The sequence below is a fragment of the Isoptericola sp. NPDC056605 genome (genome assembly GCF_042792795.1).
Lineage (GTDB): Bacteria > Actinomycetota > Actinomycetes > Actinomycetales > Cellulomonadaceae > Isoptericola.
On record NZ_JBHTVT010000009.1, the window covers coordinates 114115 to 139926 of the forward strand.

The 25812-nt window shown below is 74.0% G+C and carries 25 protein-coding genes, 1 tRNA gene and 1 riboswitch; of the genes, 7 read left to right on the forward strand and 19 right to left on the reverse strand.

Annotated elements, in window-relative coordinates; translation table 11 throughout:
- Nucleotides 1–169 precede the first annotated feature (169 nt).
- The gene (locus ACFQ8Y_RS11435; RefSeq protein WP_430585521.1) at nt 170–697 is read right to left on the reverse strand and encodes a hypothetical protein; all 528 of its coding nucleotides are present in this window, start codon (nt 695–697) and stop codon (nt 170–172) included.
- A 253-nt stretch (nt 698–950) separates the two neighbouring features.
- Nucleotides 951–1916, reverse strand: coding sequence for a hypothetical protein (locus ACFQ8Y_RS11440; RefSeq protein ID WP_430585522.1), 966 nt, complete (start codon nt 1914–1916; stop codon nt 951–953).
- A 204-nt stretch (nt 1917–2120) separates the two neighbouring features.
- Here ACFQ8Y_RS11440 and ACFQ8Y_RS11445 point away from each other — a divergent pair, with 204 nt between their 5' ends.
- A complete protein-coding gene (locus ACFQ8Y_RS11445; protein WP_430585550.1) occupies nt 2121–2624 on the forward strand; it encodes a tyrosine-type recombinase/integrase in 504 nt (167 codons plus the stop codon).
- 84 nt (nt 2625–2708) lie between these two features.
- Here ACFQ8Y_RS11445 and ACFQ8Y_RS11450 read toward each other — a convergent pair.
- The 10 genes from ACFQ8Y_RS11450 to ACFQ8Y_RS11495 all read right to left on the reverse strand — a co-directional run bounded on the left by ACFQ8Y_RS11450 (nt 2709) and on the right by ACFQ8Y_RS11495 (nt 11885).
- A tRNA-Pro gene (locus tag ACFQ8Y_RS11450) sits at nt 2709–2782 on the reverse strand.
- A 51-nt stretch (nt 2783–2833) separates the two neighbouring features.
- Nucleotides 2834–3361, reverse strand: coding sequence for a 6,7-dimethyl-8-ribityllumazine synthase (gene ribH, locus ACFQ8Y_RS11455; protein WP_430585523.1), 528 nt, complete (start codon nt 3359–3361; stop codon nt 2834–2836).
- A complete protein-coding gene (locus tag ACFQ8Y_RS11460; protein ID WP_430585524.1) occupies nt 3358–4686 on the reverse strand; it encodes a bifunctional 3,4-dihydroxy-2-butanone-4-phosphate synthase/GTP cyclohydrolase II in 1329 nt (442 codons plus the stop codon). Before ACFQ8Y_RS11460 ends, ribH begins: the two co-directional genes overlap by 4 nt.
- Nucleotides 4683–5324 carry a riboflavin synthase gene (locus tag ACFQ8Y_RS11465; RefSeq protein WP_430585525.1) on the reverse strand — a complete coding sequence of 214 codons (642 nt, stop codon included), beginning with the start codon at nt 5322–5324 and terminating at the stop codon, nt 4683–4685. Before ACFQ8Y_RS11465 ends, ACFQ8Y_RS11460 begins: the two co-directional genes overlap by 4 nt.
- 3 nt (nt 5325–5327) lie before the next feature.
- Nucleotides 5328–6395 (reverse strand): bifunctional diaminohydroxyphosphoribosylaminopyrimidine deaminase/5-amino-6-(5-phosphoribosylamino)uracil reductase RibD, encoded by a 1068-nt coding sequence (gene ribD / locus ACFQ8Y_RS11470; RefSeq protein WP_430585526.1) that lies wholly within the window; start codon nt 6393–6395, stop codon nt 5328–5330.
- Nucleotides 6396–6534: 139 nt separating this feature from the next.
- A riboswitch (FMN riboswitch) is annotated at nt 6535–6664 on the reverse strand.
- A 119-nt stretch (nt 6665–6783) separates the two neighbouring features.
- The gene (locus tag ACFQ8Y_RS11475) at nt 6784–7827 is read right to left on the reverse strand and encodes a hypothetical protein (protein ID WP_430585527.1); all 1044 of its coding nucleotides are present in this window, start codon (nt 7825–7827) and stop codon (nt 6784–6786) included.
- An 18-nt stretch (nt 7828–7845) separates the two neighbouring features.
- On the reverse strand, nt 7846–9429 hold the full coding sequence (gene der / locus ACFQ8Y_RS11480; protein WP_430585528.1) for a ribosome biogenesis GTPase Der: 1584 nt from the start codon (nt 9427–9429) through the stop codon (nt 7846–7848).
- Nucleotides 9430–9521: 92 nt separating this feature from the next.
- Nucleotides 9522–10214: a (d)CMP kinase gene (cmk, locus tag ACFQ8Y_RS11485; protein ID WP_430551979.1), complete on the reverse strand. Its 693-nt coding sequence runs from the start codon at nt 10212–10214 to the stop codon at nt 9522–9524.
- A 100-nt stretch (nt 10215–10314) separates the two neighbouring features.
- Nucleotides 10315–11175: a pseudouridine synthase gene (locus ACFQ8Y_RS11490; RefSeq protein WP_430551980.1), complete on the reverse strand. Its 861-nt coding sequence runs from the start codon at nt 11173–11175 to the stop codon at nt 10315–10317.
- 86 nt (nt 11176–11261) lie between these two features.
- A complete protein-coding gene (locus ACFQ8Y_RS11495; RefSeq protein ID WP_430585529.1) occupies nt 11262–11885 on the reverse strand; it encodes a TetR/AcrR family transcriptional regulator in 624 nt (207 codons plus the stop codon).
- A 104-nt stretch (nt 11886–11989) separates the two neighbouring features.
- Here ACFQ8Y_RS11495 and ACFQ8Y_RS11500 point away from each other — a divergent pair, with 104 nt between their 5' ends.
- Complete coding sequence (locus ACFQ8Y_RS11500; protein WP_430585530.1) at nt 11990–12412, forward strand: organic hydroperoxide resistance protein; 423 nt, start codon at nt 11990–11992, stop codon at nt 12410–12412.
- Nucleotides 12413–12432: 20 nt separating this feature from the next.
- On the opposite strand, the gene ACFQ8Y_RS11505 is transcribed toward ACFQ8Y_RS11500, so the two are convergent.
- The 5 genes from ACFQ8Y_RS11505 to ACFQ8Y_RS11525 all read right to left on the reverse strand — a co-directional run bounded on the left by ACFQ8Y_RS11505 (nt 12433) and on the right by ACFQ8Y_RS11525 (nt 17239).
- The gene (locus ACFQ8Y_RS11505) at nt 12433–13122 is read right to left on the reverse strand and encodes an SMC-Scp complex subunit ScpB (protein ID WP_430585531.1); all 690 of its coding nucleotides are present in this window, start codon (nt 13120–13122) and stop codon (nt 12433–12435) included.
- The gene (locus tag ACFQ8Y_RS11510) at nt 13119–14096 is read right to left on the reverse strand and encodes a segregation and condensation protein A (RefSeq protein WP_430585551.1); all 978 of its coding nucleotides are present in this window, start codon (nt 14094–14096) and stop codon (nt 13119–13121) included. The genes ACFQ8Y_RS11505 and ACFQ8Y_RS11510 overlap by 4 nt, the downstream gene beginning before the upstream one ends.
- On the reverse strand, nt 14089–15057 hold the full coding sequence (locus ACFQ8Y_RS11515; RefSeq protein WP_429729163.1) for a ParA family protein: 969 nt from the start codon (nt 15055–15057) through the stop codon (nt 14089–14091). Before ACFQ8Y_RS11515 ends, ACFQ8Y_RS11510 begins: the two co-directional genes overlap by 8 nt.
- Before the next feature lie 89 nt (nt 15058–15146).
- Entirely contained in the window at nt 15147–16160 is a 1014-nt protein-coding gene (locus tag ACFQ8Y_RS11520; protein WP_430585532.1) for a site-specific tyrosine recombinase XerD, read from the reverse strand.
- 56 nt (nt 16161–16216) lie between these two features.
- Nucleotides 16217–17239 carry a heme o synthase gene (locus tag ACFQ8Y_RS11525; RefSeq protein ID WP_430551985.1) on the reverse strand — a complete coding sequence of 341 codons (1023 nt, stop codon included), beginning with the start codon at nt 17237–17239 and terminating at the stop codon, nt 16217–16219.
- A 407-nt stretch (nt 17240–17646) separates the two neighbouring features.
- Between ACFQ8Y_RS11525 and tkt the strand changes: the two genes are divergently transcribed.
- From tkt to pgl, 5 genes are all read left to right on the forward strand, one after another.
- Nucleotides 17647–19782, forward strand: a complete 2136-nt coding sequence (gene tkt / locus ACFQ8Y_RS11530; RefSeq protein WP_430585533.1) for a transketolase — start codon at nt 17647–17649, stop codon at nt 19780–19782.
- Nucleotides 19783–19882: 100 nt separating this feature from the next.
- Complete coding sequence (gene tal / locus ACFQ8Y_RS11535; RefSeq protein ID WP_430551987.1) at nt 19883–21013, forward strand: transaldolase; 1131 nt, start codon at nt 19883–19885, stop codon at nt 21011–21013.
- Nucleotides 21014–21092: 79 nt separating this feature from the next.
- Nucleotides 21093–22634: a glucose-6-phosphate dehydrogenase gene (gene zwf, locus ACFQ8Y_RS11540; protein ID WP_429763413.1), complete on the forward strand. Its 1542-nt coding sequence runs from the start codon at nt 21093–21095 to the stop codon at nt 22632–22634.
- A gap of 97 nt (nt 22635–22731) precedes the next feature.
- On the forward strand, nt 22732–23688 hold the full coding sequence (opcA, locus tag ACFQ8Y_RS11545; RefSeq protein ID WP_430551988.1) for a glucose-6-phosphate dehydrogenase assembly protein OpcA: 957 nt from the start codon (nt 22732–22734) through the stop codon (nt 23686–23688).
- On the forward strand, nt 23685–24476 hold the full coding sequence (gene pgl / locus ACFQ8Y_RS11550) for a 6-phosphogluconolactonase (protein WP_430585534.1): 792 nt from the start codon (nt 23685–23687) through the stop codon (nt 24474–24476). Before opcA ends, pgl begins: the two co-directional genes overlap by 4 nt.
- A gap of 4 nt (nt 24477–24480) precedes the next feature.
- Here pgl and ACFQ8Y_RS11555 read toward each other — a convergent pair whose 3' ends face one another.
- Nucleotides 24481–25377, reverse strand: a complete 897-nt coding sequence (locus ACFQ8Y_RS11555) for a phenylalanine 4-monooxygenase (RefSeq protein WP_430585535.1) — start codon at nt 25375–25377, stop codon at nt 24481–24483.
- A 67-nt stretch (nt 25378–25444) separates the two neighbouring features.
- The gene (locus tag ACFQ8Y_RS11560) at nt 25445–25810 is read right to left on the reverse strand and encodes an RNA polymerase-binding protein RbpA (protein WP_430551991.1); all 366 of its coding nucleotides are present in this window, start codon (nt 25808–25810) and stop codon (nt 25445–25447) included.
- Between the last annotated feature and the right edge of the window lie 2 nt (nt 25811–25812).

Genomic DNA, 25812 nt, shown 5'->3' on the forward strand with positions numbered 1-25812 from the left:
CGAATCGCAGGAAGCACGACGAAACCGCGATCACGGCCTGACCTGCGGGAACGCGCGCGACCTGCAGCAATTGGCAATCCCGCGAAACGACGCGCTCGGGGGTGCGTGGCTGTCCACGTGGCTGTCCAGCCAGCCGCCTAGAACCCACGGCGTTGTCGCCCCAAACGGGTCATCCGTTGGCTAGGTCCAGCACCTCACGCGTCGCAAGTTTGAGCCTGTCGAGTGCGGCGGCGTGCTTGTCGGGGCGCGGCTCTGGCGACGGAGGGTAGGCCGGTGATGGGTGGGCGGCGGCGACCTTGCGGGCGAGCCCACCGAGAACGTCGTCCAGAAGGTCCACCCGCGCAGCGGCCTGATCGGTTTCCATCGTCCGCGCGGTGAGCAGCGGCCGCTTTTCTTCGATGGTGCTCTCGGCGCGGGACTTGTATGCGGGTGGGGGATTCCCACGGTTGTAGTCGGGTCGGCTCTCTACCTCGTCGGCCCCACGCTGGACGTCGTCCCAGGCCTTCGTCAGTTCGACGTCGAGTACGTATCTAGCGTGGTCGGCGGCGAGGAAGTCGGCCACTGCCGCGACCACACGGTCACGATGCTTTTCGCGGCGGGCCTCGTCGGCAGCGTGCTTGTCTCGCCACAGGTTCAACAGCCAAGTGACGACCGCCGCCACGAGGCCGGAGGTGAGGATGGTGAGCCCGGTGTCCACCGCGCCCATGATCCAGGCCAGGCGAAGGGATGGCGCGGCGGGCGACGGGTGAAAGCCCGCCTCGGCTCCGATCCGTGGCCAATGGTTTGCCCCTCTAGGCCTCCCGGCTGGACCCGGCCAGAACGCTTGCCTCCCCTTTACTTGCGGCGACAAGTTCTGTGGCACGGGGTCGTCCAGGGCCCCGGCCTCAAAAAACGCGAGGGCCACGCAGCAAGCGGAACCAGTCGAGCAGCCCCGTCTTCGCTCACACACGCTAACTATCGAACCCGAGCCGACGGCGCACGGCGTCGTCGCGCATACCCGCAGCGGCCCACAGCACTTCGCGAACCCTCTGGATCAGCAGCTCGTCGAGTTGGGCCCCGTAGTAGTCCGCTGCATGAGCGGCCGCAACCGCCGCCGACTCGACGGACGTGGCCAGCCAGACCAACGAGTACGAGTCGCCGTGTACTCCAGGGCTGACAGGCCCCAGTCCCAGCGCGAAACGCAGCACCTCGCGCTCCTGACCATGGGTCACAGAGGAGAGCGCGCGCCACGCAAACTCGACGTCGCCCAGGAACTCCCCCCGGACCTTTCGGGGATCGACGCGCGGGGCGAGCACGTTTCGATCTGGCACCGGGTTTCCCGCCTTGTTCCGCTTCGTTGCGAACTCGAAGCCGTCCGCCTCTGCCGCTGCCCGCAGCTCGGCCTGCCGTTCCAGCAACCCTGTTGAGTCGTCTCCGTCGGCGATCTCCTCACGGATCGCGTCCATCAGGAAGTTGAACGCGCGCCGGGTGCGCTCCATGTCATCGATGTCGGGCTCCAGCAAGTACGCCGCACGCGTCGAAACGTCCAGAAGTGTCCGCGCGAGCACGAGTAGAGAACGCCTCGACCCGTCCACAGCCGCAAGCGAGCCGATCCCGCCCAGGTGGTCCCGGGTTGCCGTGACGTACCCGTCTGCGACCTCGTTGGTGAGTGCGCCGTTCGGGTTGAGGTGGGGCGTCCCAGCGATGTCGCCCGGTGCCGAGCGGTGCGGTTCGAGCGGGTGCATGCGGAACTTCTCCGTATCGCGCCCGTCCCATAGCGCGTCGACCATCTCCTCCTCGAACGCGAGGAGGTGTTGAGCGACGTCCCGCAGGCTGGGGCGGGCGGCGGCCAACTCCCGGCCCTGTGCCGCGCCCTCCCTGAGCCAGCGCAGAAAGGCATCGGTGTCTGTCGCTGGGTCGGGGAAGTCCTTGGTCACCGCCTGATCCTGGCACAGGGCGTGGTGACGCTTCGGGCAGGCTGTGGCGATCGTGCAGGGTGATCTTGAGGGTGTTTATCGCACGGTGATCTGAGCGGTGGGGTAATACCTCGTCTGCACCCGGCTGGCGGCCCCGCCCCGTGCGCGTATTCCGGCGTCCAGGGCAAGCACCTCGTGCTCGTCGTGACGCTCGCGGCGTAGCGCCTGGGAGGCGAACCGGAGCACGTCAGCCACGCGCTTGACGCCAGTCTCGTCCAGGCCGAACGCCGGGGTCTCGGTCAGGCTCACCTCGCCCAGCCGCCCAAGACCGCCAACGGCTGGCGAACTATCCCGTTGTCGGCCTCGGCTGCCGAGGCCTTGCGCGCTCAGCGTCGGCAGCAAGCAGCCGAGCGGCTGGCGGCAGGGCCATCGTGGATCGACACCGGCCACGTACTCACCACCGAGGGCGGCACCCCCCTGGACCCACGTAACGTCTCGCGGGCGTTCGAATCGCTCGCCGGTCGCGCTGACGTCGGGGGTTCGCTCCACACGCTGCGGCACACCGCACTCACGGCCATGGCCGTGGCAGGCGTCCCGCTGTCCGTCGTCTCGCGCACCGCCGGGCACAAGTCGATCACCACGACTGTGGACCTGTACGGGCACGTATCCGAGGAAGCGTCACGGGACGCCGTGGAACTGCTCTCGGCACACCTCGGGCTGTCCGGTTGAGGCGTGGCTGTCCACGTGGCTGTCCTCCCGTCTGGGAACAACGAAACGCCAGGCCAGACAACCGTCTGACCTGGCGTTTCACGGTCGGGCTGACAGGATTTGAACCTGCGACCCCTTGACCCCCAGTCAAGTGCGCTACCAAGCTGCGCCACAGCCCGTCGACCCCGCACGTGACACCGTGGTGCCACCCCGCAGGGCCGACCGAAATACTACCCCAGGTCAGACACTGCTCCTGCATCGACGCGAGCACCGCCGACGGGTGTCGCCCGGACGTCGCCGAGGACGCGCGCGGTGGCCAGCGCCGCGGCGGCGGCCTCGTACCCCTTGTCCTCGTGCGAGCCGTCCAGCCCGGCGCGGTCGAGGGCCTGCTGCTCGTCGTCGCACGTCAGGAGCCCGAACCCCACGGGGACGGTGTGGTCGAGGGCCACCCGGCTCAGCCCGTCGGTCGCGGCGGCGCACACGTAGTCGAAGTGCGGGGTGCCGCCGCGGATCACGACGCCCAGGGCGACGACGGCGTCGTACCCGGCCTCCGCGAGCGCCTGGGCGGCGACGGGCAGCTCGAACGAACCGGGCACGCGCACGACCCGGGGGTCGCCGACCCGGTGGTCGGCGCACGCGCGCAGCGCGCCGTCGAGCAGCCCGTCCATGACCACCTGGTGCCAGCTCGCCGCGACGACGGCGACGCGCAGGTCGGAGCAGTCGACGGGCGCCGCGGTCGGGGCGCCGGCGCCGCTCATCGGGCGGCTCCGGCGGCCGTCGGGGCGGGCCGGGTCGCGGGGAGAGTCGAAGGGAGAGTCGGGGCGTCGTGCATCGTTCCTCCGGTGTCGTGCGGGACGTCGGTCAGGTGGGGCAGGTCGTGCCCCATGCGGTCGCGCTTGGTGCGCAGGTAGCCGAGCGTGCGCGGGTGGGCGGGCAGGGTGAGGGGCAGCCGCTCGACGACGTCCGCTCCCCCGGCGACGAGGCCGTCGACCTTGGCGGGGTTGTTGGTCAGCAGGCGCACGGCCGGGACGCCCAGGTCCCTCAGCACGTGCGCGGCGGCGGTGTAGTCGCGGGCGTCGGCGGGCAGCCCCTGGTCGAGGTTGGCGTCGACGGTGTCGCGCCCGACGTCCTGCAGGGCGTAGGCGGCGAGCTTGGCGGCCAGCCCGATCCCCCGTCCCTCGTGCCCGCGCAGGTAGACGACGACACCTCGGCCGGCCTCGGCGATCCGCCGCAGCGACTCGTCGAGCTGCGGCCCGCAGTCGCACCGCAGGCTGCCGAACGCGTCCCCCGTGAGGCACTCGGAGTGCACCCTCGTCAGCACGGGGCCGTGCTCGGGGGCGGCCAGGGCGTCCAGGGCCCCTGCCACCAGCGCGACGTGCTCGTCGCCCGAGCGGGTGTCCCGGTAGGCCACGGCGGTGAGGTCGCCGTGCCGGGTGGGCAGGGTCGTGACGGCGACGCGCTCGACGAGCAGCTCGGTCGCCCGCCGGTAGGCGACGAGGTCGGCCACGCTGATCAGCGTGAGCCCGTGCTCGGCCGCGAACTCCCGCAGCGCGGGCAGCCGCATCATCGTGCCGTCGTCGTGCACCAGCTCGGCGAGCACGCCGGCCTCGCCCCGCCCGGCGAGGCGCGCGAGGTCGACGGCCGCCTCGGTGTGCCCGCGCCGCTCCAGGACGCCGCCGGGACGGGCCCGGAGCGGCAGCACGTGCCCGGGCCTCGTGAGGTCCGCGGGCCCGGTCGCCGGGTCGGCGAGCAGGCGCGCGGTGCGGGCCCGGTCGGTGCCGGAGATCCCGGTCGAGACGCCCGTGGCGGCGTCGACCGTCACCGTGTAGGCCGTGCGGTAGGCGTCCTGGTTCGCCTCGACCATGAGCGGCAGGCCGAGCCGGTCGAGCTGCGCGCCCGCCACGCCCACGCACACGAGGCCGCTGGTGTGCCGCACCAGGAACCCCATGAGCTCGGGCGTCGCGGCGTCCGCGGCCAGGATGAGGTCGCCCTCGTTCTCGCGGTCGGCGTCGTCCGCGACGACGACGGGGCGCCCGGCCGCGACGTCCGCGATCGCCCGCTCGACCCGCCCGACGGCGCTCACCGCACCGCTCCCGCCGCAGCCGCGAAGCCGTGCGCGGTGCCGGACGCCAGGTGCCGCTCGACGTACTTGCTCAGCACGTCGACCTCGAGGTTGACCTGCTCCCCCACGGCGCGGGCGCCGAGCGTCGTGCGCGCCCGCGTCTCGGGGATGAGGCTCACGGTGAACGCGTCGTCCCGCGCGTCCACCACGGTGAGGCTCACACCGTCGACGGCGATCGAGCCCTGCGCCACGACGTACCGCGCCAGCTCCGGGGGCAGCGCGATCTCGACGACCTCCCACTGCGTGCCCGGCGTGCGCGCGAGCACCGTGCCGACGCCGTCGACGTGCCCCTGCACGACGTGCCCGCCGAACCGCCCGTCGGCCGCGAGCGCCCGCTCGAGGTTGACCGGGTCGCCGGCACGCCGCCCGCCGAGGCTCGTGCGGGCCAGGGTCTCCGCCATGAGGTCGGCCGTCCAGGTGGCACGACCGTCGTGCTCCCCCGTCTCCGCGACGGTCAGGCAGCAGCCGTCGACGGCGATCGAGTCGCCGAGCCGGACGCCGTCGAGCACCCTCTCGGCCGCGACGGTGAGACGGGCGCCGTCCGCGTGCTCGCGCACGGCCACGACGGCGCCGAGCTCCTCCACGATTCCGGTGAACATGGCTCAGTGCTCCTTCCGCGGCCGCAGGGCCAGCCGCACGGTGGGGATGTCGGTGGGGTCGTCCGGGTCCCGGGGCAGGACGGCGACGTCGAGGAGGTCGAGGCGCGCGGCGTCCGCGATGGTCCCGATGCCGAGGTCGGCGACGGCGGAGGCGCCGACGCCGAGCAGCACGGGGGCGACGTAGGCGACGACGTCGTCGATGAGACCGGCGCGCCAGAAGGCGGCGGCGAGGGCGGGACCGCCCTCGAGCAGCACGTGCCGGTGCTCGCGGTACCAGAGCAGGTCCAGCACCTCGTGCGGGTCGTGGGTGCGCAGGTGCATCACCGCCTCCCCGGCGGCCGCGGCCCGCGCGAGCCGGGACGACGCGGGCAGGTCCCGCAGCCCGACGACGACCCGGTCCGGCTGCTGCCCCGTCAGCGGGACGTGCCGCACGGTGAGGTCGGGGTCGTCGGTGAGCGCGGTGCCGGTGCCGACGACGACGGCGTCGACCCCGGCCCGCAGCCGGTGCACGTCGTGCCGCGCGGCCCGCCCGGTGATCCAGCGCGAGGTGCCGTCAGCGGCCGCGGAACGTCCGTCGAGCGTGCTCGCGACCTTCCAGGTGACCACGGGACGGCCGAGCTCCAGCGCGCGCGTCCAGGTGGCGTTGAGGGCGCGGGCCTCGTCCGCCAGGACGCCGCCGACCACCTCCACGCCTGCGGCACGCAGGCGCGCGGCACCCCCCGACGCCGCCGGGTTGGGGTCGTGCTGGGCGTGCACGACCCGCGCGACCCCCGCCTCCAGGAGCGCGGCCACGCACGGCCCGGTGCGCCCGTGGTGGTTGCAGGGCTCGAGCGTGACGACGGCGGTGGCCCCGCGCGCGGCGCCCGGGCCGCGGGACTCGGTCGCGCGGCGCAGCGCCTCGACCTCGGCGTGGGGCGTGCCCGCGCCACGGTGGAGACCCTCCGCGATCGTCGCGCCGTCGGCGTCGAGGAGCACGCACCCGACGCGCGGGTTGGGTCCTCGGGCCGGCACCTGCCCGGCCAGCTCCAGCGCGCGCTGCATCGCGGCGCGCTCCGCCGTCGTGGCACTCATGCGTCCTGCCCCTGTCGTCCGGTCGCGGACCCCGGGGCAGGAAGGCGGGGTCGGGACGTGCTCGCACCTCCGGTCCCGGACGTCGTCACGACGGACGACGCCGGCCACGAGGGCCGGGGACGGACCGGACGGGGAGCCGTCGCGTGCGCTTCCCATCCGGACTTTGACCGTCGGTCCAGGAGTTCCACCTGGTCAACCGGTCACAGGCTGTGACCGGGTCGCGGACTTTCACCGCCGGCTCGGAATTTCACCGACCCCAGAGCACGCGAGCTTTTCGCTCGTCACCGCCGACCGTGCCACGCTCCGCGACCACCTGGCAAGCCCGAGTGGCGGACGTCTCACGGGCCGGCCGTCGCTCCGTCGGGCCCGTGCGTCCGCGCGACGGCGCTCAGCGCGCCCGCGGCCGGACGGAGCGTCGCTCGTCGTCCCGCCCCAGGGCGACCCCGAGGGCGACGAGCACGAGGAGGTCGACCGCCAGCCCCGCCACGGCCACCCACTGCACCGCGCGGAACGCGAGGAGCTGGGTGACCAGCAGGCTGACGAGGACGCCCCGGCGCACCCACACCGCGCCCGCGCGATGGTCGCGCGGGCCGACGACGAGCGCCCGCACGACGCACGCCACCGTCACGGCGACAGCCGCGACGATGCCGACGCCGACCCAGGTCGGGACCGCGACCCCGCCGAGCAGCACCCGCAGCGCCACCACGACCGACCCCGCGCTGGTGCCGAGCACCGCCACCGTCACGACCGCGGCCGCCCAGCGGTGCTCCATCGCGTCGGCGAACCACGCCGACACCCGGACGACCAGCGCCCGCACGGGGTCCGGCACGGCGACCGCGTCCGCGGGCACGGCCTCGACGAGCGCGGCCACCTCGTCGGCGGCGGGCTCGCCGCGGCCCCGCTCCACGAGCGCCCGCGCCTCCTCGCGCTCCGCGTCGGTGAAGCCGCCCGCCACCCCGGCCACGGCACGGTCGGTCGCCACCGCGAGGTACTCGGCCGGGTGGTGCGACCGCCTCCCGTGCAGGGCCTCCACGAGCAGCACGAGCACGACGACGACCGCGTAGATGAGCGCCGCCGTCGGCTCGTAGAAGTAGTCGTTGTCCGAGGTGACGAACTTGCCGATCTCGTCGACGAACAGCCCGAAGCCGACGCCGCCCAGCACCGCGCCGAGCGACCGCGGCGCCGGCCCCACCCAGGAGAGCAGAACCACCACCGCGAGCGCCATGCCGAGACCGCCCCAGAGCACGTGCGCCACGTGCAGACCGCCGCCGCCCACCTGCGGGTAGCCGGACGCGGCGAGGAGGAACCGGGTCACGAGCACCGTCGCCACCGCGACCACCAGGAACGTCACCAGGTGGCGCACCGCGGACGTGTCGCGCGCCACGCCCAGGCGCAGCAGGCGGCCCCGGCGGGCCAGCGGGGCAGCGCTCATCGGCAGCTCATCGGCGGCTCATCGGCGCCGCTTCTCCCGCACGCGGACGCTGATCTCGATGGGCGACCCCTCGAACCCGAAGGTCTCGCGCAGGCGGCGCTCGATGAACCGGCGGTAGCCCGCCTCGAGGAACCCGGTCGCGAAGATGACGAACCGCGGCGGGCGGGTCGAGGCCTGCGTGCCGAACAGGATGCGCGGCTGCTTGCCGCCCCGCAGCGGGTGGGGGTGGGCGGCCACCAGCTCGCCGAGGAAGGCGTTGAGGCGGCCGGTGGGGATGCGGGTGTCCCACGACTCGAGCGACGTCTCGAGCGCGCGCGTCAGCTTGTCGGTGTGCCAGCCCGTGCGGGCGGAGACGTTGACGCGCGGCGCCCACTGCACCTGCACCAGGTCCCGCTCGATCTCGCGCTCGAGGTACGGGCGACGGTCGTCGTCCATGAGGTCCCACTTGTTGTACGCGATGACGAGCGCCCGGCCGGCGTCGACGGCCTGGGAGATGACGCGCGTGTCCTGCTCGGTCATCGGCTCCGAGGCGTCGACCAGCACGACGGCGACCTCGGCCTTCTCGATCGCCGCCTGCGTGCGCAGCGACGCGTAGAAGTCGGCGCCGCGCGTCTGGTGCACGCGGCGGCGGATGCCGGCCGTGTCGACGAACCAGTACGGCACGCCCTTGATCTCCACGAGCTCGTCGACCGGGTCGCGCGTGGTGCCCGCGGTCTCGTCGACGACGACGCGCTCGGCCCCGGCGATCTTGTTCAGCAGCGAGGACTTGCCGACGTTCGGGCGGCCCACGAGGGCCACCCGGCGCGGGCCGGCGGGCCGCAGCTCCCCGTGCTCGGAGACCTCGGGCAGCACCTTCATCGCGGCGTCCAGCAGGTCGCCGGTGCCGCGGCCGTGCAGCGCGGACACGGGGTGCGGCTCGCCCAGGCCGAGCGACCACAGGTAGGCGGCGTCCGCCTCGCCCGACGGCCCGTCCACCTTGTTGGCGGCCAGCACGACGGGCTTGCCCGAGCGGCGCAGCAGCTCCACGACGCGCTCGTCGGTCGACGTCGCGCCCACCGTGGAGTCGACGACGAAGATGACCGCGTCGGCCAGCTCGACGGCGACCTCTGCCTGCTCGGCGACCTTCGACTCGATGCCGGCGACGTCGACCTCCCAGCCACCGGTGTCCACGAGGGTGAAGTCGCGGCCGGCCCACTCACCGGGGTAGCTCACGCGGTCGCGCGTGACGCCCGGGGTGTCCTCCACGACGGCCTCGCGGCGGCCGAGGATGCGGTTGACGAGGGTCGACTTGCCGACGTTGGGGCGCCCGACGACGGCGAGCACCGGCAGCGGCGCCTCGCCCGGGCCGAAGCCCTCCTCGTCCCACTCGGCGTCCAGCAGCGCGCGGTCGGCCTCGTCGAGCTCGAAGTCCTCCAGGCCGACGCGCAGCGCGCGCTCGCGCGCCTCGTCGTCGCCGTCGGACTCGAGGACCTCCGCCACGGCGTCACGGCCCTCGGTGTCCGCACGGTCCGCGGGCGCCGCGGCGACACCGGGCGCAGGCGGGGCGGTGGGCTCGTCGGTGGGCTCGGCAGCAGGCACGGAGCCGTCGGCGGGAGTGGTCATGCGCACCATTCTCCCAGGCCGAGCGACGTGTCACGAACGAGACCCGCGTCACCGCGTCCGGCGCGGCGTCGCGCAGCCGTCGCGGCGGCGCGTCAGGCGGTGACCTGCGCGACGACCGCGAGCACGGCGTCGACCGTCTGGTCGAAGTCGAGGTCGGAGGAGTCGACGGTGACGACGCCGTCGGCGGCGACCTGGAACTGGCTGACGGTGGAGTCGTCGCGGTCGCGGCGCAGCACCTGGTCGCGCGTCGCCTCGACGGCCGACTCGTCGGCCGCGCCGTGCACCTCGAGGGAGCGGCGGCGCAGGCGCGCCTCCTCGCTGGCGGTCAGGAGCACGCGGGCGTCGGCGTCGGGCGCGACCACGGTCGTGATGTCGCGCCCCTCAGCGACGATGCCCTTGCCGCCCGAGAAGCCGCCCGGCGCGCCCTCGGTCTCGATGACGGCGCGCTGCCGGCGTCGGAGCTCGGCGCGCACCTCGAGGTTGGTGGCCACCTGCGAGACGGCGGTGGAGACCTCGGTGGTGCGGATCGCCGCGGCGACGTCGCGACCGCCGAGGTGCACCGTCGGGGCCGCCGGGTCGACGCCCATCTCGAGCGGCATGGCGCGCACGGCGTCGGCCACCGCGGCCTGGTCGGCGAGGTCCGTGCCGCCGTCGACGCACCACAGCGTCGCGGCCCGGTACATCGCCCCGGTGTCGAGGTAGGCGAGCCCCAGCCGGGCCGCCACCGCCTTGGAGACGCTGGACTTGCCGGACCCGGAGGGACCGTCGACGGCGATGACGACCACGTGTGCTCACCTTCTGTTGTCGCGCGGTTCTGCCGCGCGGGACTGCGGGACTACGGGTGCTGCTCGAACTGCTGGGACGACGCAGGTTGGTGCGACGGCGTCACATGTCGACGTCGCGCATGAGGGTGCCGAGCTCGGTGCGCCCGAGCACCCGCGAGCGCCCGACTCGCAGGTCGCCGAGGGCGATGGGGCCGATCCGGGTCCGCACCAGGCGCGTCACCGGGAAGCCGACGGCCTCGAGCATGCGCCGCACGATCCGGTTGCGGCCCTCGTGCAGCACCACCTCGATCATGGTCTCGCCGGGCACCGAGTCCACCACGCGGACCTTGTCGGCGCGCGCGAGGCCGTCCTCGAGCTCGACGCCGTCGGTGAGCTGCTTCGCGTGGCGGGGGTAGAACTCGCCGCCCGTCACGGTGACGAGGTACGTCTTGCGGATCTCGTACCGGGGGTGCGCGAGCCGGTTCGCGAGCTCGCCGTCGTTCGTGAGGAGCAGCAGGCCCTCGCTGTCGGCGTCGAGCCGGCCGACGTGGAACAACCGCTCCGACCGGTCCTTGACCAGGTCGGCGAGCGTGGGGCGGCCCTCGGGGTCGCTCATCGTGGAGACCACGCCGAGCGGCTTGTTCAGCGCGAGGGTGATCTTCGAGGTGTCGAGCTGCACGCGCATGCCGTCCACGTGCACGGCGGCGGTGGCGGGGTCGACGCGCACGCCGAGCTCCGTGACGAGGACGCCGTCCACCTCGACGTGGCCCTCGGCGATGAGCTCCTCGCACTTGCGGCGCGAGCCCAGGCCCGCCTGGGCGAGCACCTTCTGCAGGCGGACGCCGTCGGCGACGTGGACGTCACGGTCGGGCTCGCCCGAGCGCGGTGCGGGGCGACGGGGTGCGGCCTTGCGGGGGCGCTGCGCAGCGGGACCCTGCGGACGGCTGGTGCGGCGGCTCCCGCCGCGGCGTTCGGTGCTCATGGTGCTCGATTCTCTCAGGTCCCCCCGAACCTGCTCGACACACCTGCTCGACACACCTGCTCGACTGCCGCCCGACGCCCGGGCGGTCACCCCCGGTGGGCGGCCAGGACCGCGGCGAAGCCCGCGGCGAGGCGCGGCGCCACGACGCTCGCGTCGTCCACGTCCCCGCACACCATCGCCCCGTCGCGGAGCATCATCAGCTCGGCGGCCGCGGCCGCGGGGTCGTCGGCGCCGCCGTCGCGGGCGACGGCGGCGAGGAAGGCCGCGTACCAGGCGCGATGGTCGGCGACCGCGCGCCGGACGGGGTGTGCGGGGTCGGCGAACTCGGCCCCGGCGTTGACGAACGCGCAGCCGCGGAACCGGTCGCCCCGCGCCACCTCGCCGAGCGCCCCGGCGAGCGCCGCGAGGGCCCCGGCCGCGTCGCCCGCGTGCTGCGACCGGATCTCCTCCAGCCGCTCGCGCTCGGCGGCCGCGAGCTCCCCGAGGTAGGCGACGACCAGGTCGTCCTTCGTCGGGAAGTGCCGGTAGAAGGTGACCTTCGACACGCCGGCCGCGGCGATGACCTTGTCCGCGCTCACGGCACGGATGCCCTCCGCGTAGAAGAGCCCGCTCCCCGCCTCGACGATCCGCTCGCGCACCCGCCCGCGGCCGTGCCCGACCGCCCGCCCGGCCGGTCCGGTGGCCGTCTCCTCCGGCGCGCTGGTCTCCATCTGCCCAACCTCTCACGTCCGGCCCGGCACCGGGCCCTTGCTTGCGGCGACGGTCGCCGCATGATCTAGTAGACGAACTAGTAACTCTACCGAGAGGACACACCATGAGCGCGATCTACACGGCGGTCGCCACCGCGACCGGCGAGGGACGGGACGGGCGGTCCCGCTCCGACGACGGGATCCTCGACGTCGACCTCGCGATCCCGAAGGAGATGGGCGGCGCCGGCGGCGCCACGAACCCCGAGCAGCTCTTCGCCGCGGGGTACGCCGCGTGCTTCCACTCCGCGCTGAAGCTCGTCGCGCGGCGCGAGCGGGCCACCGTGAGCGACTCCGCGGTCGTGGCCGAGGTCTCCCTGCACCCGACGCCCGAGGGCGGCTTCGCGCTGACGGTCGCGCTGCACGCCGAGCTCGGCGGCGTCGACCAGGCCACCGCCGACGCCCTCGTCGCCGCCGCGCACCAGGTCTGCCCGTACTCCAACGCCACGCGGGGCAACGTCGACGTCACGGTCGACGCGACGGTCGCCTGACAGCCGCGGACGCCTGATCCTCAGGCGTCGGGCCCGTCCTCCGCCAGCCCGCGACGCAGGGCCGAGGACGGGTCCAGGGCGATCGCCTCCCCCACGTCCGGTAGGTGCGGCGCCAGGGGCGGCAGCTCCTCGAGCGACGACCAGCCCATCCGGTCGAGGAACTCGCCCGTCGTGCCGAACAGCACGGCCCCCGTCATCGGGTCCTGGCCCGTCTCCGCGATCAGGCCGCGGGCCAGCAGCGTGCGCACCACGCCGTCCACGCTCACCCCGCGCACCGCCGAGACCTGCCCGCGGGTCACGGGCTGGCGGTACGCGATCACGGCGAGGGTCTCCAGCGCCGCCTGGCTGAGCCGGGACGACTGCCCCTCGAGGACGAAGGCGCCCACGACGTCGGCCTGTGCCCGCGCGGAGTACACGCGCCATCCCTCGGCCCCCTGGCGCAGCTCGAAGCCGCGCGGCCGCCCGCCCGTCTCGCCCCGGTACTCCGCGGCCAGCTCCTCGAGCGCCCCGGCGACCACCGGCACCGGCCGCGCGACGCCCGCCGCGAGGCGCTCGACCGGCACCGGGGACTCCGCGACCATGAGCACGGCCTCCAGCGCCGCCGCCAGCCCGCCCGGCAGGTCGTCGACGTCCACCTCGACCTCGGCCATCCGCTCGGCCTCGGCCGCCGGCCCGACGGCCTCGGCCTGCTCGTCCGTCTGCTGCGTCATGCCACGACCTCCGTCACGCCGGCGCCGCCTGCGGCGGGTTCGCCGGTCCCCTCGTCCTGCCCGGGCGTCCCGTCGAACTCCTCGAAGCCCGCCGCGAGCTCGCCGTCGTCGTCCTCGTCGTCCTCGTCGTCGCGGTCGCCTCCGGCGCCCGCGGTCCACCGCACGGTGAGCTCACCCAGCGCCGTGGCCTGCTCGAACGCCACCCGGCCGGAGCGGAACAGCTCCAGCAGGGCGAGGAACCTCGCGACGGCCACGAGCCGCTCCTCCCCCGCGACGAGCGCGCGGAAGGTCGCGACGTGCTCGCGCCGCAGCCGGCGCGCGATCACGCCCGCTTGCTCCCGCACGCTCACGGCGGGGGCGTGGAGATGGTCCAGCCCGACGACCGGCGGGGGTTTCGGCTCCAGCACCTTGGCCGCCAGCTCGGCGAGACGCGCGCCGTCGAGGGTCCACACCAGCTCCGGCAGCAGCGCCACGAGGTGCGGCTCGAGCGGGACGGACCGTGGCACGCGGCGCCCCTCGGTCTCCAGCCGCTCGGCGAGGAGGCCGGAGACCTCCTTGTACGCGCGGTACTGGAGCAGCCGGGCGAACAGCAGGTCGCGGGCCTCGAGCAGCTCCAGGTCCTCGGCGTCCTCCTCGACCACGCCGGGCAGCAGCCGAGCGGCCTTGAGGTCGAGCAGGGTGGCCGCGACGACGAGGAACTCGCTCGCCGTCCCGAGGTCCCACGACGGGTGCTCCTCGCCGCGAGCCATCGCCTCGCGCGACGCGGCCTCGGCCGCGCGGATGTGCGCGACGAACTCGTCGGTCACGGCCGCGAGCGCCACCTCGGTGACGTCCAGCTCGTGCTTCGCGATCAGCGACAGCAGCAGGTCGAACGGGCCCGTGAAGTTGTCGAGGTGCACCTCGAACCCCGGCCGGGCGTCGGAGCCGTCGACGGCGTCGACCGCCTCCCCCTGCTCCGGGGCGAGGTCAGGCAGCGTCACCACGGGCGACGAGCTCCCGCGCGAGCTGCCGGTACGCGGCGGCGCCGGCGTGGGTCGGGGCGTAGTTGGTGATCGGCTCGGCCGCCACGGACGCGTCCGGGAACTTCACCGTGCGTCCGATGACCGTGTGCAGCAGCGTGTCGCCGAACGCCTCGTGCACGCGCGCCACGACCTCCCGCGAGTGCAGGGTGCGCGAGTCGTACATGGTCGGCAGGATGCCGTCGATCTCCAGGGCCGGGTTGAGCCGGTCGCGCACCTTCTCGATCGTCTCCACGAGCAGGGCCACGCCGCGCAGCGCGAAGAACTCGCACTCCAGCGGGATGAGCACGCCGTGCGCCGCGGTGAGGGCGTTGACCGTGAGCAGGCCCAGCGACGGCTGGCAGTCCACGAGGATCACGTCGTAGTCGTCCAGGGCCGGGCGCAGCGCACGGGCGAGGACCGACTCGCGGGCCACCTCGCCGACGAGCTGGACCTCCGCGGCCGAGAGGTCGATGTTCGCGGGCAGCACGTCCATGCCCTCGATGTTCGTGGGCTGCAGCACGTCGGTGAAGCTGACGTCGCGCTCCATGAGCAGGTTGTAGACGCTGAGGTCGAGGTCGTGCGGGCTGACGCCGACGCCCACCGAGGCGGCGCCCTGCGGGTCGAAGTCGACGAGCAGGACGCGGCGGCCGTACTCGGCCAGCGCGGCGCCCAGGTTGATCGTGGTCGTGGTCTTGCCGACGCCGCCCTTCTGGTTGCACATCGCGACGATGCGCGCGGGCCCGTGGGACGCCAGCGGCGCCGGGTCGCGGAAGTCGGGCAGCGGCCGCCCGACGACGTCGGTACGCGGTTCCTCGAGCCCGCCGGCCGGACTGCCCGGCGCGGGGCTGGTCGCGGTGGCCGCGGCCGGTGAGGCGTCGCTCGTGGTCGTCTGCGTCATGGTGTCGCTCCCGAGTCCCTCGCTCACCTGCGTCACGCTACCCCAGGGCCTGCCGGGGTCCGGGCGGCACGCCGGGCGCGCCGTCGTTCCGGCGGGCGGGCCGCGGCGGGCGTGCTGACGGGGGTTCAGCCGAGCGCGCGGGGATGCGCCGCGGCGTACACCTCGCGCAGCGCATCGCGCGTCACCATCGTGTAGATCTGCGTGGTCGTCACCGAGGCGTGTCCCAACAGCTCCTGCACCACGCGGACGTCGGCGCCGCCCGCGAGCAGGTGGGTGGCGAACGAGTGCCGCAGCGTGTGCGGCGACACGTGCTGCGTCAGGCCGGCGCGCTCCGCGGCGGCCTGCAGCACGGACCAGGCGCTCTGCCGCGACAGCCGGGCGCCGCGGGTGTTGAGGAACAGCGCCGGCGTGCCGCGTCCCGCCGACGCGAGGGGCGCCCTGGCGCGCACCAGGTACGCCTCCAGCGCGGCCCGCGCGTACGAGCCGACGGGCACCACGCGCTCCTTGTCGCCCTTGCCCCGCAGGCGCACGGACCCGGCGCGCGGCACCCCGTCGTCGTGCGCGTCGGGCGGGTCCGTGCGGCGGCCCACGCCGTCCAGGAGGCCGTCGACGTCGTCGACGTCGAGACCCACGACCTCGCTGATGCGCCCGCCGGTGGAGTAGAGCAGCTCCAGCAGGGCGCGGTCGCGCAGCGGCACCGCGCCGTCGCCGGCGCCCGCCGCGTCGAGCAGACGGGCCACCTCGTCGATCGACAGCGCGTGCGGCAGCCGGCGCAGCGCGCTCGGGGCGTGCACCTGCGACGCGGGGTCGGCGCTCGTGGCGCCCTCGGCGTGCGCGAACCGGTGCCAGCCGCGGACCGCGGCCAGCGCGCGGGCGGTGGAGGACGGCGACAGCGGGGCCCCGCCGTCCGATCCCTGACGGAGCACGACGACGTAGTCCTCGACGTCGCGCTCCCCCACGTCGTCGAGCCCGGAGCGACCCGTGGCGTGCAGGTGGCGCGCGTAGCGACCGAGGTCGCGGCGGTAGGCCGCGACCGTGTTCGCCGACAGCCCGCGCTCGACGCCGAGGTGCGCCAGGTAGTCCTGCAGCGCGGCCGTCAGCGCGGGCGGGAGGGGCGGGGCGGACGTGGTGTCGGGCACCGGAACATCATGCCCCGGGGCCGCGACGTCCCGGACGGGCCGCGTCACCGGGAGGGTCAGAACGGCAGGAAGACGTCCACCGCGACCGCGATGAACAGCACCGTGAGGTACGTGATCGAGCCGTGGAAGACCTTCATCGCGCCGAGCTTGCCCCGCTCGGGGTGGCCGGCGCGGCGCAGCATCGCGATCACGAGCCAGAGGAACCAGCCGCCCGAGGCGACGGCGACGGCCGAGTAGAACCACGACATGCCCGCGAGCGGGATGAGCGCGAGCGAGCAGGCGATCATCGCGACCGTGTGCGCGACCATCTCGACCGCGACGCGACGGTCCGTCGCGACGACCGGGAGCATCGGGACGCCGGCGTTGGCGTAGTCCTTCTTGAACTTCACGGACAGCGGCCAGTAGTGCGGCGGCGTCCAGAAGAAGATGACGCCGAAGAGCGCCACCGCCGCCCAGCTGAGCGACTCCGTGACGGCGGCCCAGCCGATGAACACGGGCATGCAGCCCGCGATCCCGCCCCACACGATGTTCTGCGGCGTGCGCCGCTTGAGGATCATCGTGTAGCCGACCACGTAGATCGCGATCGCCGCGAAGGTGAGCCACGCCGCCGGGACGTTGACCAGCAGGGCGAACCACAGCAGCGACACGACGCCGAGCACCGTGGCGAACACCAGGGCCGCCCGCGGCGTGATCTCCCCCGTGGCCAGCGGGCGCCGCTTGGTCCGGTTCATCACCTGGTCGATGTCGCGGTCCAGGTAGCAGTTGAAGACGTTCGCCGACGCGGCCGCGAGCGTCCCGCCGACGAGCGTCTTGACCACGAGCCACAGCGAGGGCAGGCCGCCCTGCGCGAGGATCATGGTGGGGAGCGTCGTGACCAGCAGCAGCTCGATGATGCGCGGCTTGGTCAGCGCGACGTACGCCCCGACGCGGTCGCGCCATCCCGTGCTCGCCCCCCGGCCCTGCTCCGCGTTCCCTCCGCGGCGGTCCGCCCGGTCCGCATCGGCACGCTCCCGCTCGGCGCGCGCGGCCGCGCGGGTCGGCGCCTGGGGGTGGGACGTCGTGGTGCTCGTGGTGCTCACGCGCGTGCTTGTCCGTTCTCGGCTGGGGGTCCGGGGAGCTCGGGCGACGTGGGACGGTCGCCGCCTCATCGTACGCCGAGGTCAGCGACCCGGCGGCCCGGACGGCGGCCGCCCGGCTGTGAGAAATGCCCGCGCCGGCGTCATCTCCCCGGACATCCTCCGGCGCGCACGGCGCGCCGCTCAACTGGTGGGACGAACGGCTCCGGGACGGGCGTGACGGGAATGCTCGGCGCTAGGGTGGTGCTGCACAACGGTGAACAGCGGGCCGCCCACCCGGTCGGCCCCTCGACGCCGTGCCCCGCCGTCGCCCCCAGGACCCCGTGCGGCGTCCGACGCGACGGCGCCCCGTACCGGCAGAGCAGCAGCAATCACCCGGGGCTCGCTCCGGGCAGGAAAGAGGCACATCTGTGAACGCGTTCGACCCCGTCGTCGCCCCGCTCGAGTGGAGCTCGCTCGACGACCGCGCGGTGAAGACCATCAAGGCGCTGGCGGCGGACGCCGTCGAGAAGGTCGGCAACGGCCACCCCGGCACGGCGATCTCCCTCGCCCCCGCCGCGTACCTGCTGTTCGGCAAGACGATGCGGCACGACCCCTCCGACCCGCACTGGGTCGGTCGTGACCGGTTCGTCCTCTCCGCGGGCCACTCCTCGCTCACGCTGTACCTGCAGCTGTTCCTCTCCGGCTACGGCATGGAGCTGGAGGACCTCGAGGCGCTGCGCACCTGGGGCTCGCAGACCCCGGGCCACCCCGAGTACCGCCACACCCCCGGCGTCGAGATCACGACCGGCCCGCTCGGCCAGGGCCTCGCGTCCGCCGTCGGCATGGCGTTCGCGGCCCGCCGCGAGCGGGGCCTGCTCGACCCCGACGCCGCGCCCGGCGAGTCGCCGTTCGACCACCACGTCTACGTCATCGCCTCCGACGGCGACCTGCAGGAGGGCGTCACGTCCGAGGCGTCGTCGCTCGCCGGCACGCAGAAGCTCGGCAACCTCGTGGTGATCTGGGACGACAACAAGATCTCCATCGAGGACGACACGGACATCGCGTTCACCGAGGACACCCTCGCGCGCTACGCCGCCTACGGCTGGCACACCCAGCGGGTGGACTGGACGCAGGGCGGCACCGGCTACGCCGAGGACGTCGACGCGCTCGCCGCGGCCATCGCGGCCGCGAAGGCGGAGACCGACCGCCCGTCGTTCATCGCGCTGCGCACCATCATCGGCTGGCCGTCGCCCACCAAGCAGAACACGGGCGGGATCCACGGCTCCGCGATGGGAGCCGACGAGGTCGCGGGCCTCAAGATCGCCCTCGGTCTCGACCCCGAGGCGACCTTCGCCGTCGACGACGAGGTGCTCGGGTACACGCGCGACGTCGCGGCCCGCCAGGCCGAGCAGCGCGCCGCCTGGGACCGCTCGTACGACGCGTGGCGCACCGCCGCCCCGGAGCGGGCGGCCCTGCTCGACCGCCTCGTGGCCCACGAGCTGCCCGCCGGCTGGACCGACGAGCTGCCCGTCTTCGAGGCCTCCGAGAAGGGCGTCGCCACGCGCGCCGCGTCCGGCAAGGTCCTCACCGCGCTCAAGGACGTGCTGCCCGAGCTGTGGGGCGGGTCCGCGGACCTCGCCGGCTCGAACAACACCACGATGGACGGCGAGCCGTCGTTCATCCCCGTCGAGCACGCGACCAAGAAGTTCCCGGGCAACCCCTACGGGCGCACCCTGCACTTCGGCATCCGCGAGCACGGCATGGGCGCGATCCTCAACGGCATCGTGCTGCACGGCCTCACCCGCCCCTACGGCGGCACCTTCCTCCAGTTCGCCGACTACATGCGGGCCTCGGTCCGCCTCGCGGCCCTCATGGAGATCCCGACGACGTTCGTGTGGACGCACGACTCCATCGGGCTCGGCGAGGACGGCCCCACGCACCAGCCGGTCGAGCACCTCGCGGCGCTGCGCGCCATCCCCGGCCTCGACGTCGTGCGCCCCGCCGACGCGAACGAGACCGCGTGGGCCTGGCGCGGCATCCTCGAGAACACCGCCAACCCGGCCGGCATCGTCCTCACGCGCCAGAACGTCCCGACGTTCCCGCGCGGCACCGACGGCTTCGCCGGCGCCGAGGGCACGCTCAAGGGCGGCTACACGCTGGTCGACGCCACGAACGACGAGACCGGCACGCCCGACGTCGTCCTCGTCGGCACCGGCTCCGAGGTGCAGCTCGCCGTCCAGGCGCGCGAGCAGCTCGCCGCCGAGGGGATCGCCGCCCGCGTCGTGTCGATGCCGAGCCGCGAGTGGTTCGACAAGCAGGACGCCGCGTACCGCGAGTCCGTGCTGCCCTCCGCGGTGAAGGCGCGCGTGTCCGTCGAGGCGGGCGTCGCGCAGGGCTGGCGCGACGTGGTCGGCGACGCCGGCCGCAGCGTCTCGCTCGAGCACTACGGCGCGTCGGCCGACTACCAGACGCTGTACCGGGAGTTCGGGATCACGGCGGAGGCCGTCGCGGCCGCCGCCCGCGAGTCGCTCGCCGCCGTGCGCGGCGCTGGCGACGCCGCCTGAGCGCTCGTAGATTCCCAGGGTGGGGCGTCGCCGGCCGGCGCCCCACCCGGCCCCTGTCGAGACCTCCCGCTCAGGGGCTTCCGACCTGGAAGGACGTCCGATGACGCAGAGCACCGTCCCCGCACCGATCACCGACCTGACCGGCGCCGGGGTGTCCATCTGGCTCGACGACCTGTCGCGGGAGCGCCTGCGCAGCGGCAACCTGGCGGCCCTCGTGGCCGAGCGGGGCGTCGTCGGCGTGACGACGAACCCCACGATCTTCGCCAAGGCGCTGTCCAGCGGCGACGCCTACGACGCCCAGCTGGCGGAGCTCGCCCGCCTCGGTGCGGACGGAGACGTGGACGCCGCCGTCGAGACCATCACCACCGACGACGTGCGCGCCGCCGCCGACCTGCTGCGCCCGGTCTACGACGCCACCGACGGCGTGGACGGGCGCGTGTCGATCGAGGTCGACCCCCGCCTCGCGTACGACGCCGACAAGACCGTGGTCGTGGCGGAGCGCCTGTGGCGCACCGTCGACCGCCCGAACGTCTTCATCAAGATCCCGGCGACCGTGCCCGGCCTGGACGCGATCTCGCGGACCCTCGCCCAGGGCATCAGCGTCAACGTCACCCTGATCTTCTCGATCGAGCGCTACCGCTCCGTCCTCCAGGCGTTCGCGATCGGCCTCGAGCAGGCGCGCGCCGACGGGATCGACCTCGGCCCGATCGGGTCGGTGGCGTCCTTCTTCGTCTCCCGGGTCGACTCCTCGGTGGACGCCGCGCTGGAGAAGATCGGCACGCCGGAGGCCCTCGACCTGCGCGGGCAGGCCGCCGTCGCGAACGCCCGGCTCGCGTTCGAGGCCTACGAGCAGTTCGTCGGCACGGACGAGTGGCGGTCGCTCGCGGCGTCCGGCGCGCACCCGCAGCGGCCGCTGTGGGCGTCGACCGGCGTGAAGAACCCCGAGTACTCGGACACCCTGTACGTCTCCGAGCTGGTCACGGACGGCGTCGTGAACACGATGCCCGAGCCGACCCTGCAGGCGTTCGCCGACCACGGCGTCGTCACCGGCGACACGGTCCGCGGCACCGCGGGCGCCGCGCGGCGCACGATCGAGACCATCGAGTCGTTCGGCGTCTCCCTCGCCGAGGTCACCGACCACCTCGAGACGGACGGCGTCCGCAAGTTCGAGGACTCCTGGACCGAGCTCCTGGACACCGCGTCCGCCGGGCTGAAGGCCCAGGGGGCCTGAGCCCTCACCCCGGGGGCGCCACGGCGCCCCCGGGCCCGCACCACCTCCCGCCCGCACGACGAAGAACGGTGCCCACCTCGTGAGACCGGCCAAGATCACCGCCGAGCACAACCCCCTGCGCGACCCCCTCGACCTGCGGCTCCCCCGCATCGCCGGCCCCAGCGGCCTGGTGATCTTCGGGGTCACGGGCGACCTGTCGCGCAAGAAGCTCATGCCCGCCGTCTACGACCTGGCGAACCGCGGCCTGCTGCCGCCCGGCTTCGCGCTGACGGGCTTCGCCCGCCGCGACTGGGAGGACGAGGACTTCGCCCAGGTCGTGCACGACGCGGTCAAGGAGCACGCCCGCACACCGTTCCGCGAGGCCACGTGGCGCCAGCTCGCCGAGGGCATCCGCTTCGTGCAGGGCTCGTTCGACGACGACGAGGCGTTCGAGCGCCTGCGCCAGACGGTCGAGCAGCTCGACGCCGAGCGCGGCACCGGCGGCAACCACGCCTTCTACCTGTCCGTGCCGCCCAGCGCGTTCCCGATCGTGTGCCGGCAGCTGTCCGAGTCGGGGCTCTCCAAGTCGTCCCCGGACGCCTGGCGCCGCGTCGTCATCGAGAAGCCCTTCGGGCACGACCTCGAGAGCGCGCGCGAGCTGGACGCCGTCGTCTCCCAGGTCTTCGACCCGGAGTCGGTGTTCCGCATCGACCACTACCTCGGCAAGGAGACGGTCCAGAACCTCCTCGCCCTGCGGTTCGCGAACCAGATGTTCGAGCCGCTGTGGAACAGCAACTACGTCGACCACGTGCAGATCACGATGGCCGAGGACATCGGCATCGGCGGGCGTGCGAGCTACTACGACGGCATCGGCGCCGCCCGCGACGTGATCCAGAACCACCTGCTGCAGCTCCTGGCGCTCGTCGCCATGGAGGAGCCGGTCAACTTCGACGCCGAGGCCCTGCGCGCGGAGAAGATCAAGGCGCTCTCCTCGGTGCGGCTCCCCCGCGACCTCGGGCGTCACACCGCACGCGGCCAGTACGCCTCCGGGTGGCAGGGCGGCGAGAAGGTCGTCGGGTTCCTCGAGGAGGAGGGCTTCAACCCCGACTCCACGACCGAGACCTTCGCCGCGGTCAAGCTCGAGATCGACAACCGGCGCTGGGCGGGCGTGCCCTTCTACCTGCGCACGGGCAAGCGCCTGGGCCGCCGCGTCACCGAGGTGGCCGTCGTCTTCAAGAAGGCGCCGCACCTGCCGTTCGAGTCGTCGCTCACGTCCGACCTGGGCAACAACGCGCTGGTCATCCGCGTGCAGCCCGACGAGGGCGTCACCCTCCGGTTCGGTGCGAAGGTGCCCGGTACCGCGATGGAGGTCCGCGACGTCACGATGGATTTCGGCTACGGCCACTCGTTCACCGAGTCGTCCCCCGAGGCCTACGAGCGCCTCATCCTCGACGTCCTCCTCGGCGACCCGCCGCTCTTCCCGACGCGCGAGGAGGTCGAGCTCTCCTGGAAGATCCTCGACCCGGTCACCGCGTACTGGGCGGGCAAGGGCAAGCCGGAGCAGTACGCCTCGGGGACCTGGGGCCCGGAGTCCGCCGACAAGATGATGGCCCGCGACGGCCGCTCGTGGCGGCGCCCGTGAGGCCCTCCGGCGCCCCCGACGACGCCGCCCGCGCCGCGGCGAGCCGCATCCACCCGCGCCGCATCCACCCGCGCCGCACCCAGCGAGGAGAGCCCCGATGATCATCGACATGCCGGACACGACCACGAACGCGGTCGGCAAGCGGCTCGCCCACCTGCGCGACGAGGGCGGCGCCGTGGCGCTCGGCCGGGTGCTCACCCTCGTCGTCGTCGCGGAGGAGGCCGACATCGAGGACTCCGTCCGCGCCGCCAACCAGGCCAGCCACGAGCACCCGTGCCGGGTCGTCGTCATCGCGCCGCTCGCGCAGCGCGACCGCTCCGCGCCGCGGCTCGACGCCGAGATCCGCGTCGGCGGCGACGCCGGCGCCTCGGAGGTCGTCGTCCTGCGGGCCGGCGGGCCGATGCTCGACCACCCGGACACGCTCGTCATGCCCCTGCTGCTGCCGGACGCCCCGATCGTCGTCTGGTGGCCCACCGGCGGCCCGGACGCCCCGTCGGCGGACCCGATGGGCGCGATGGCCCAGCGCCGTATCACGGACACGACGACGGCAGCGGACCCGGTCGCGATGCTGCACCGGCTGGCGGGCACGTTCAGCCCCGGCGACACCGACCTGGCGTGGGCGCGCGTCACCCTGTGGCGCGGGCTCATCGCGGCCGCGGTGGAACAGCCGCCGTTCGAGCCCGTCACCGCGGTGACCGTCGAGGGGCAGGAGCAGCACACGTCGCTCGACCTGCTCGCCGCCTGGCTCGGCCAGCGCCTGCGCTGCCCTGCCACGGTCGTGCGCACCGACAGCGACGACGCGATCACCCGCGTGACCCTGGAGCGCAGGAGCGGGCCGATCGTGCTCGACCGCCCCGACGGCCGCGTCGTGTCGATCACGCAGCCCGAGAAGCCGGAGCGCCGCATGGCGCTGCCCATCCGCGCGCTGAGCGAGGCCCTCATCGAGGAGCTGCGGCGCCTCGACCCCGACGAGCTCTACGGCGAGGTGCTCACCAAGGGCCTCACGCGGGTCGAGACCGTCAAGGCGAAGTCGACGGCGAAGGCCCGGGCGTGAGCGCGCCGCTCGTCGTCGTGCACCCGGACCCGGCCGTCCTCGCGGAGGCCGCCGCGGCCCGGCTGCTCACCCGCCTGCTCGACGTGCAGTCGGTCCGCACGCCGGTGCACGCGGTGCTGACGGGCGGCACCGTGGGCATCAAGACGCTCGAGGCCGTGGCCGCGAGCCCGCTGCGTGCGGCCGTGGACTGGTCCGGGGTGCACCTGTGGTGGGGCGACGAACGGTTCCTGCCGGACGGCGACCCCGACCGCAACGAGACCCAGGCCCGTGCCGCCCTCGTGGACTCGCTCGTCGCGGAATCCGGCCTGCCCGGCGCCCACGTGCACGCGATGCCCGCGCGCGGCGCCGTGCTCGACGGCGACACCGTCGAGACGCCGGAGCAGTCGGCCGCGGCCTACGCGGCCGAGCTCGCGGCCTTCGCCCCCTCGCCCGCGGCCGACTCGCAGGAGCCGGCCGTGCCGGAGTTCGACGTGCTGCTGCTGGGCATGGGGCCGGACGGGCACGTCGCCTCGTTGTTCCCCGGGCACGACGGCCTGTCGGCCCGCGGCGCGACGGTCGGGGTGCACGGTTCCCCGAAGCCGCCGCCGGAGCGCGTCTCGCTCACGTTCGACGCCCTGCGGCGGGCGCGCGAGGTGTGGGTCGTCGCGGCCGGCGCCGAGAAGGCGGCCCAGGCCGCCGCCGCCCTCGCCGGCGGCGCGGTGACCGACGTCCCGGCGGCCGGGGCCCACGGCACCGAGGGCACGTTGTGGCTCCTGGACGCCGCCGCCGCGGCCGGCCCGGCCGCCTGACCTGCTAGCTCGCCGACCGGTGCCGGTCGGCGAGCAGGCGGGCGGGCGTCTCGTCGTCGAACTCGGCGAAGAACTCCCCCACCCGTTCGGTGAGCTCGCTCATCCCGTCGCACGCGAACAGGGTCGGTTGGTAGTGCGAGATGTCGTACTCCACGGTGCCCATGGAGTAGAAGTCGAGCGGCAGGATCGTGGCGCCACGAAACTCCTCGATCTCGCCGTACGAGGACAGCAGGCCGGCGCCGTACGCCCGCAGCTCCCCGTCCTCGTACATCACGCCGAACTCGATGGTGAACCAGAAGACGTCCGCCACGAACTGCAGTCCCTCGGCCGTCTCGCAGCGCCGCGCGGCCTCGCCCGCCCGGCGCTTCACCTCGGCGATCGCCGGGTTGGCGAGCAGGTTCCCGTGCCCGACGACCTCGTGGATGATGTCCGGCTCGGGGGTGTACAGGGGCTGCGACCCGTGGCGCAGGTACTGCGTGGAGTGGAAGACGCCGTCGGCGAGCGACCCGTAGAACTGGTCCAGGGGCACCAGCCCCGCGGCGGGGTGGAGCCGGAAGCCGCTGAGCGACTCCAGGCCCGCGCTCACCTCGTCGAGCTGCGGCACCCGGTCGGTCGGCAGGCCGAGGGCTTCCTTGCCCTCGAGGTACCCACGGATCGCCAGGCGCTCGTGCTTGGGCGCGAGCTCGGCGCACACGGTGCGCCAGATCTCGTTCTCCCCGTCGGTGTACTCGACGCGGGGCACGGGGTCTCCCGGCGACCAGCGCAACGCAGGGCCGGCGATGACCTCCCGGCGGCGCCGGTACTCCGGGTCGTTCGCGCCGGGGTGGTCGTCCGTGAGGTGCACCGTGACGCCGTGCTCGTCCTCGGTGACGGGGGCGTAGAGCTGTCCTTCCTCGAACATGCGGCCAGACTACGCCACCGTCTCGACAGGTGGACACCCCGTCGGGTCGGAGCCCGACCCGCCGCCGTCAGCTCGCCCGGCGCAGGCCCGTCCGGCGTGCCCGCAGGGTCGCGAGCGCCTCCTCGAGGAGGGCGGCACCGTCCTCCTCGGACCGGCGTTCCTTCACGTATGCGAGGTGCGTCTTGTACGGCTCGTTCCGCACCGGCTCCGGCGGGTTGGCCGCGTCCAGCCCGGCGGGGAAGCCGCAGCGCGGACAGTCCCAGAACTCCGGGGGCTCGACGCCCTCGTTCGCCGAGAAGCTCGGCGTCGTCTCGTGCCCGTTCGCGCACCAGTACGAGACCCGCACCCGGGGTGCCGCCTCGCCGCGCTCGGACTCTCCCAGCGGACCCGCGCCCACGCGCGAGCCCCGGATCGCATGACCGGCTGTAGCCACGT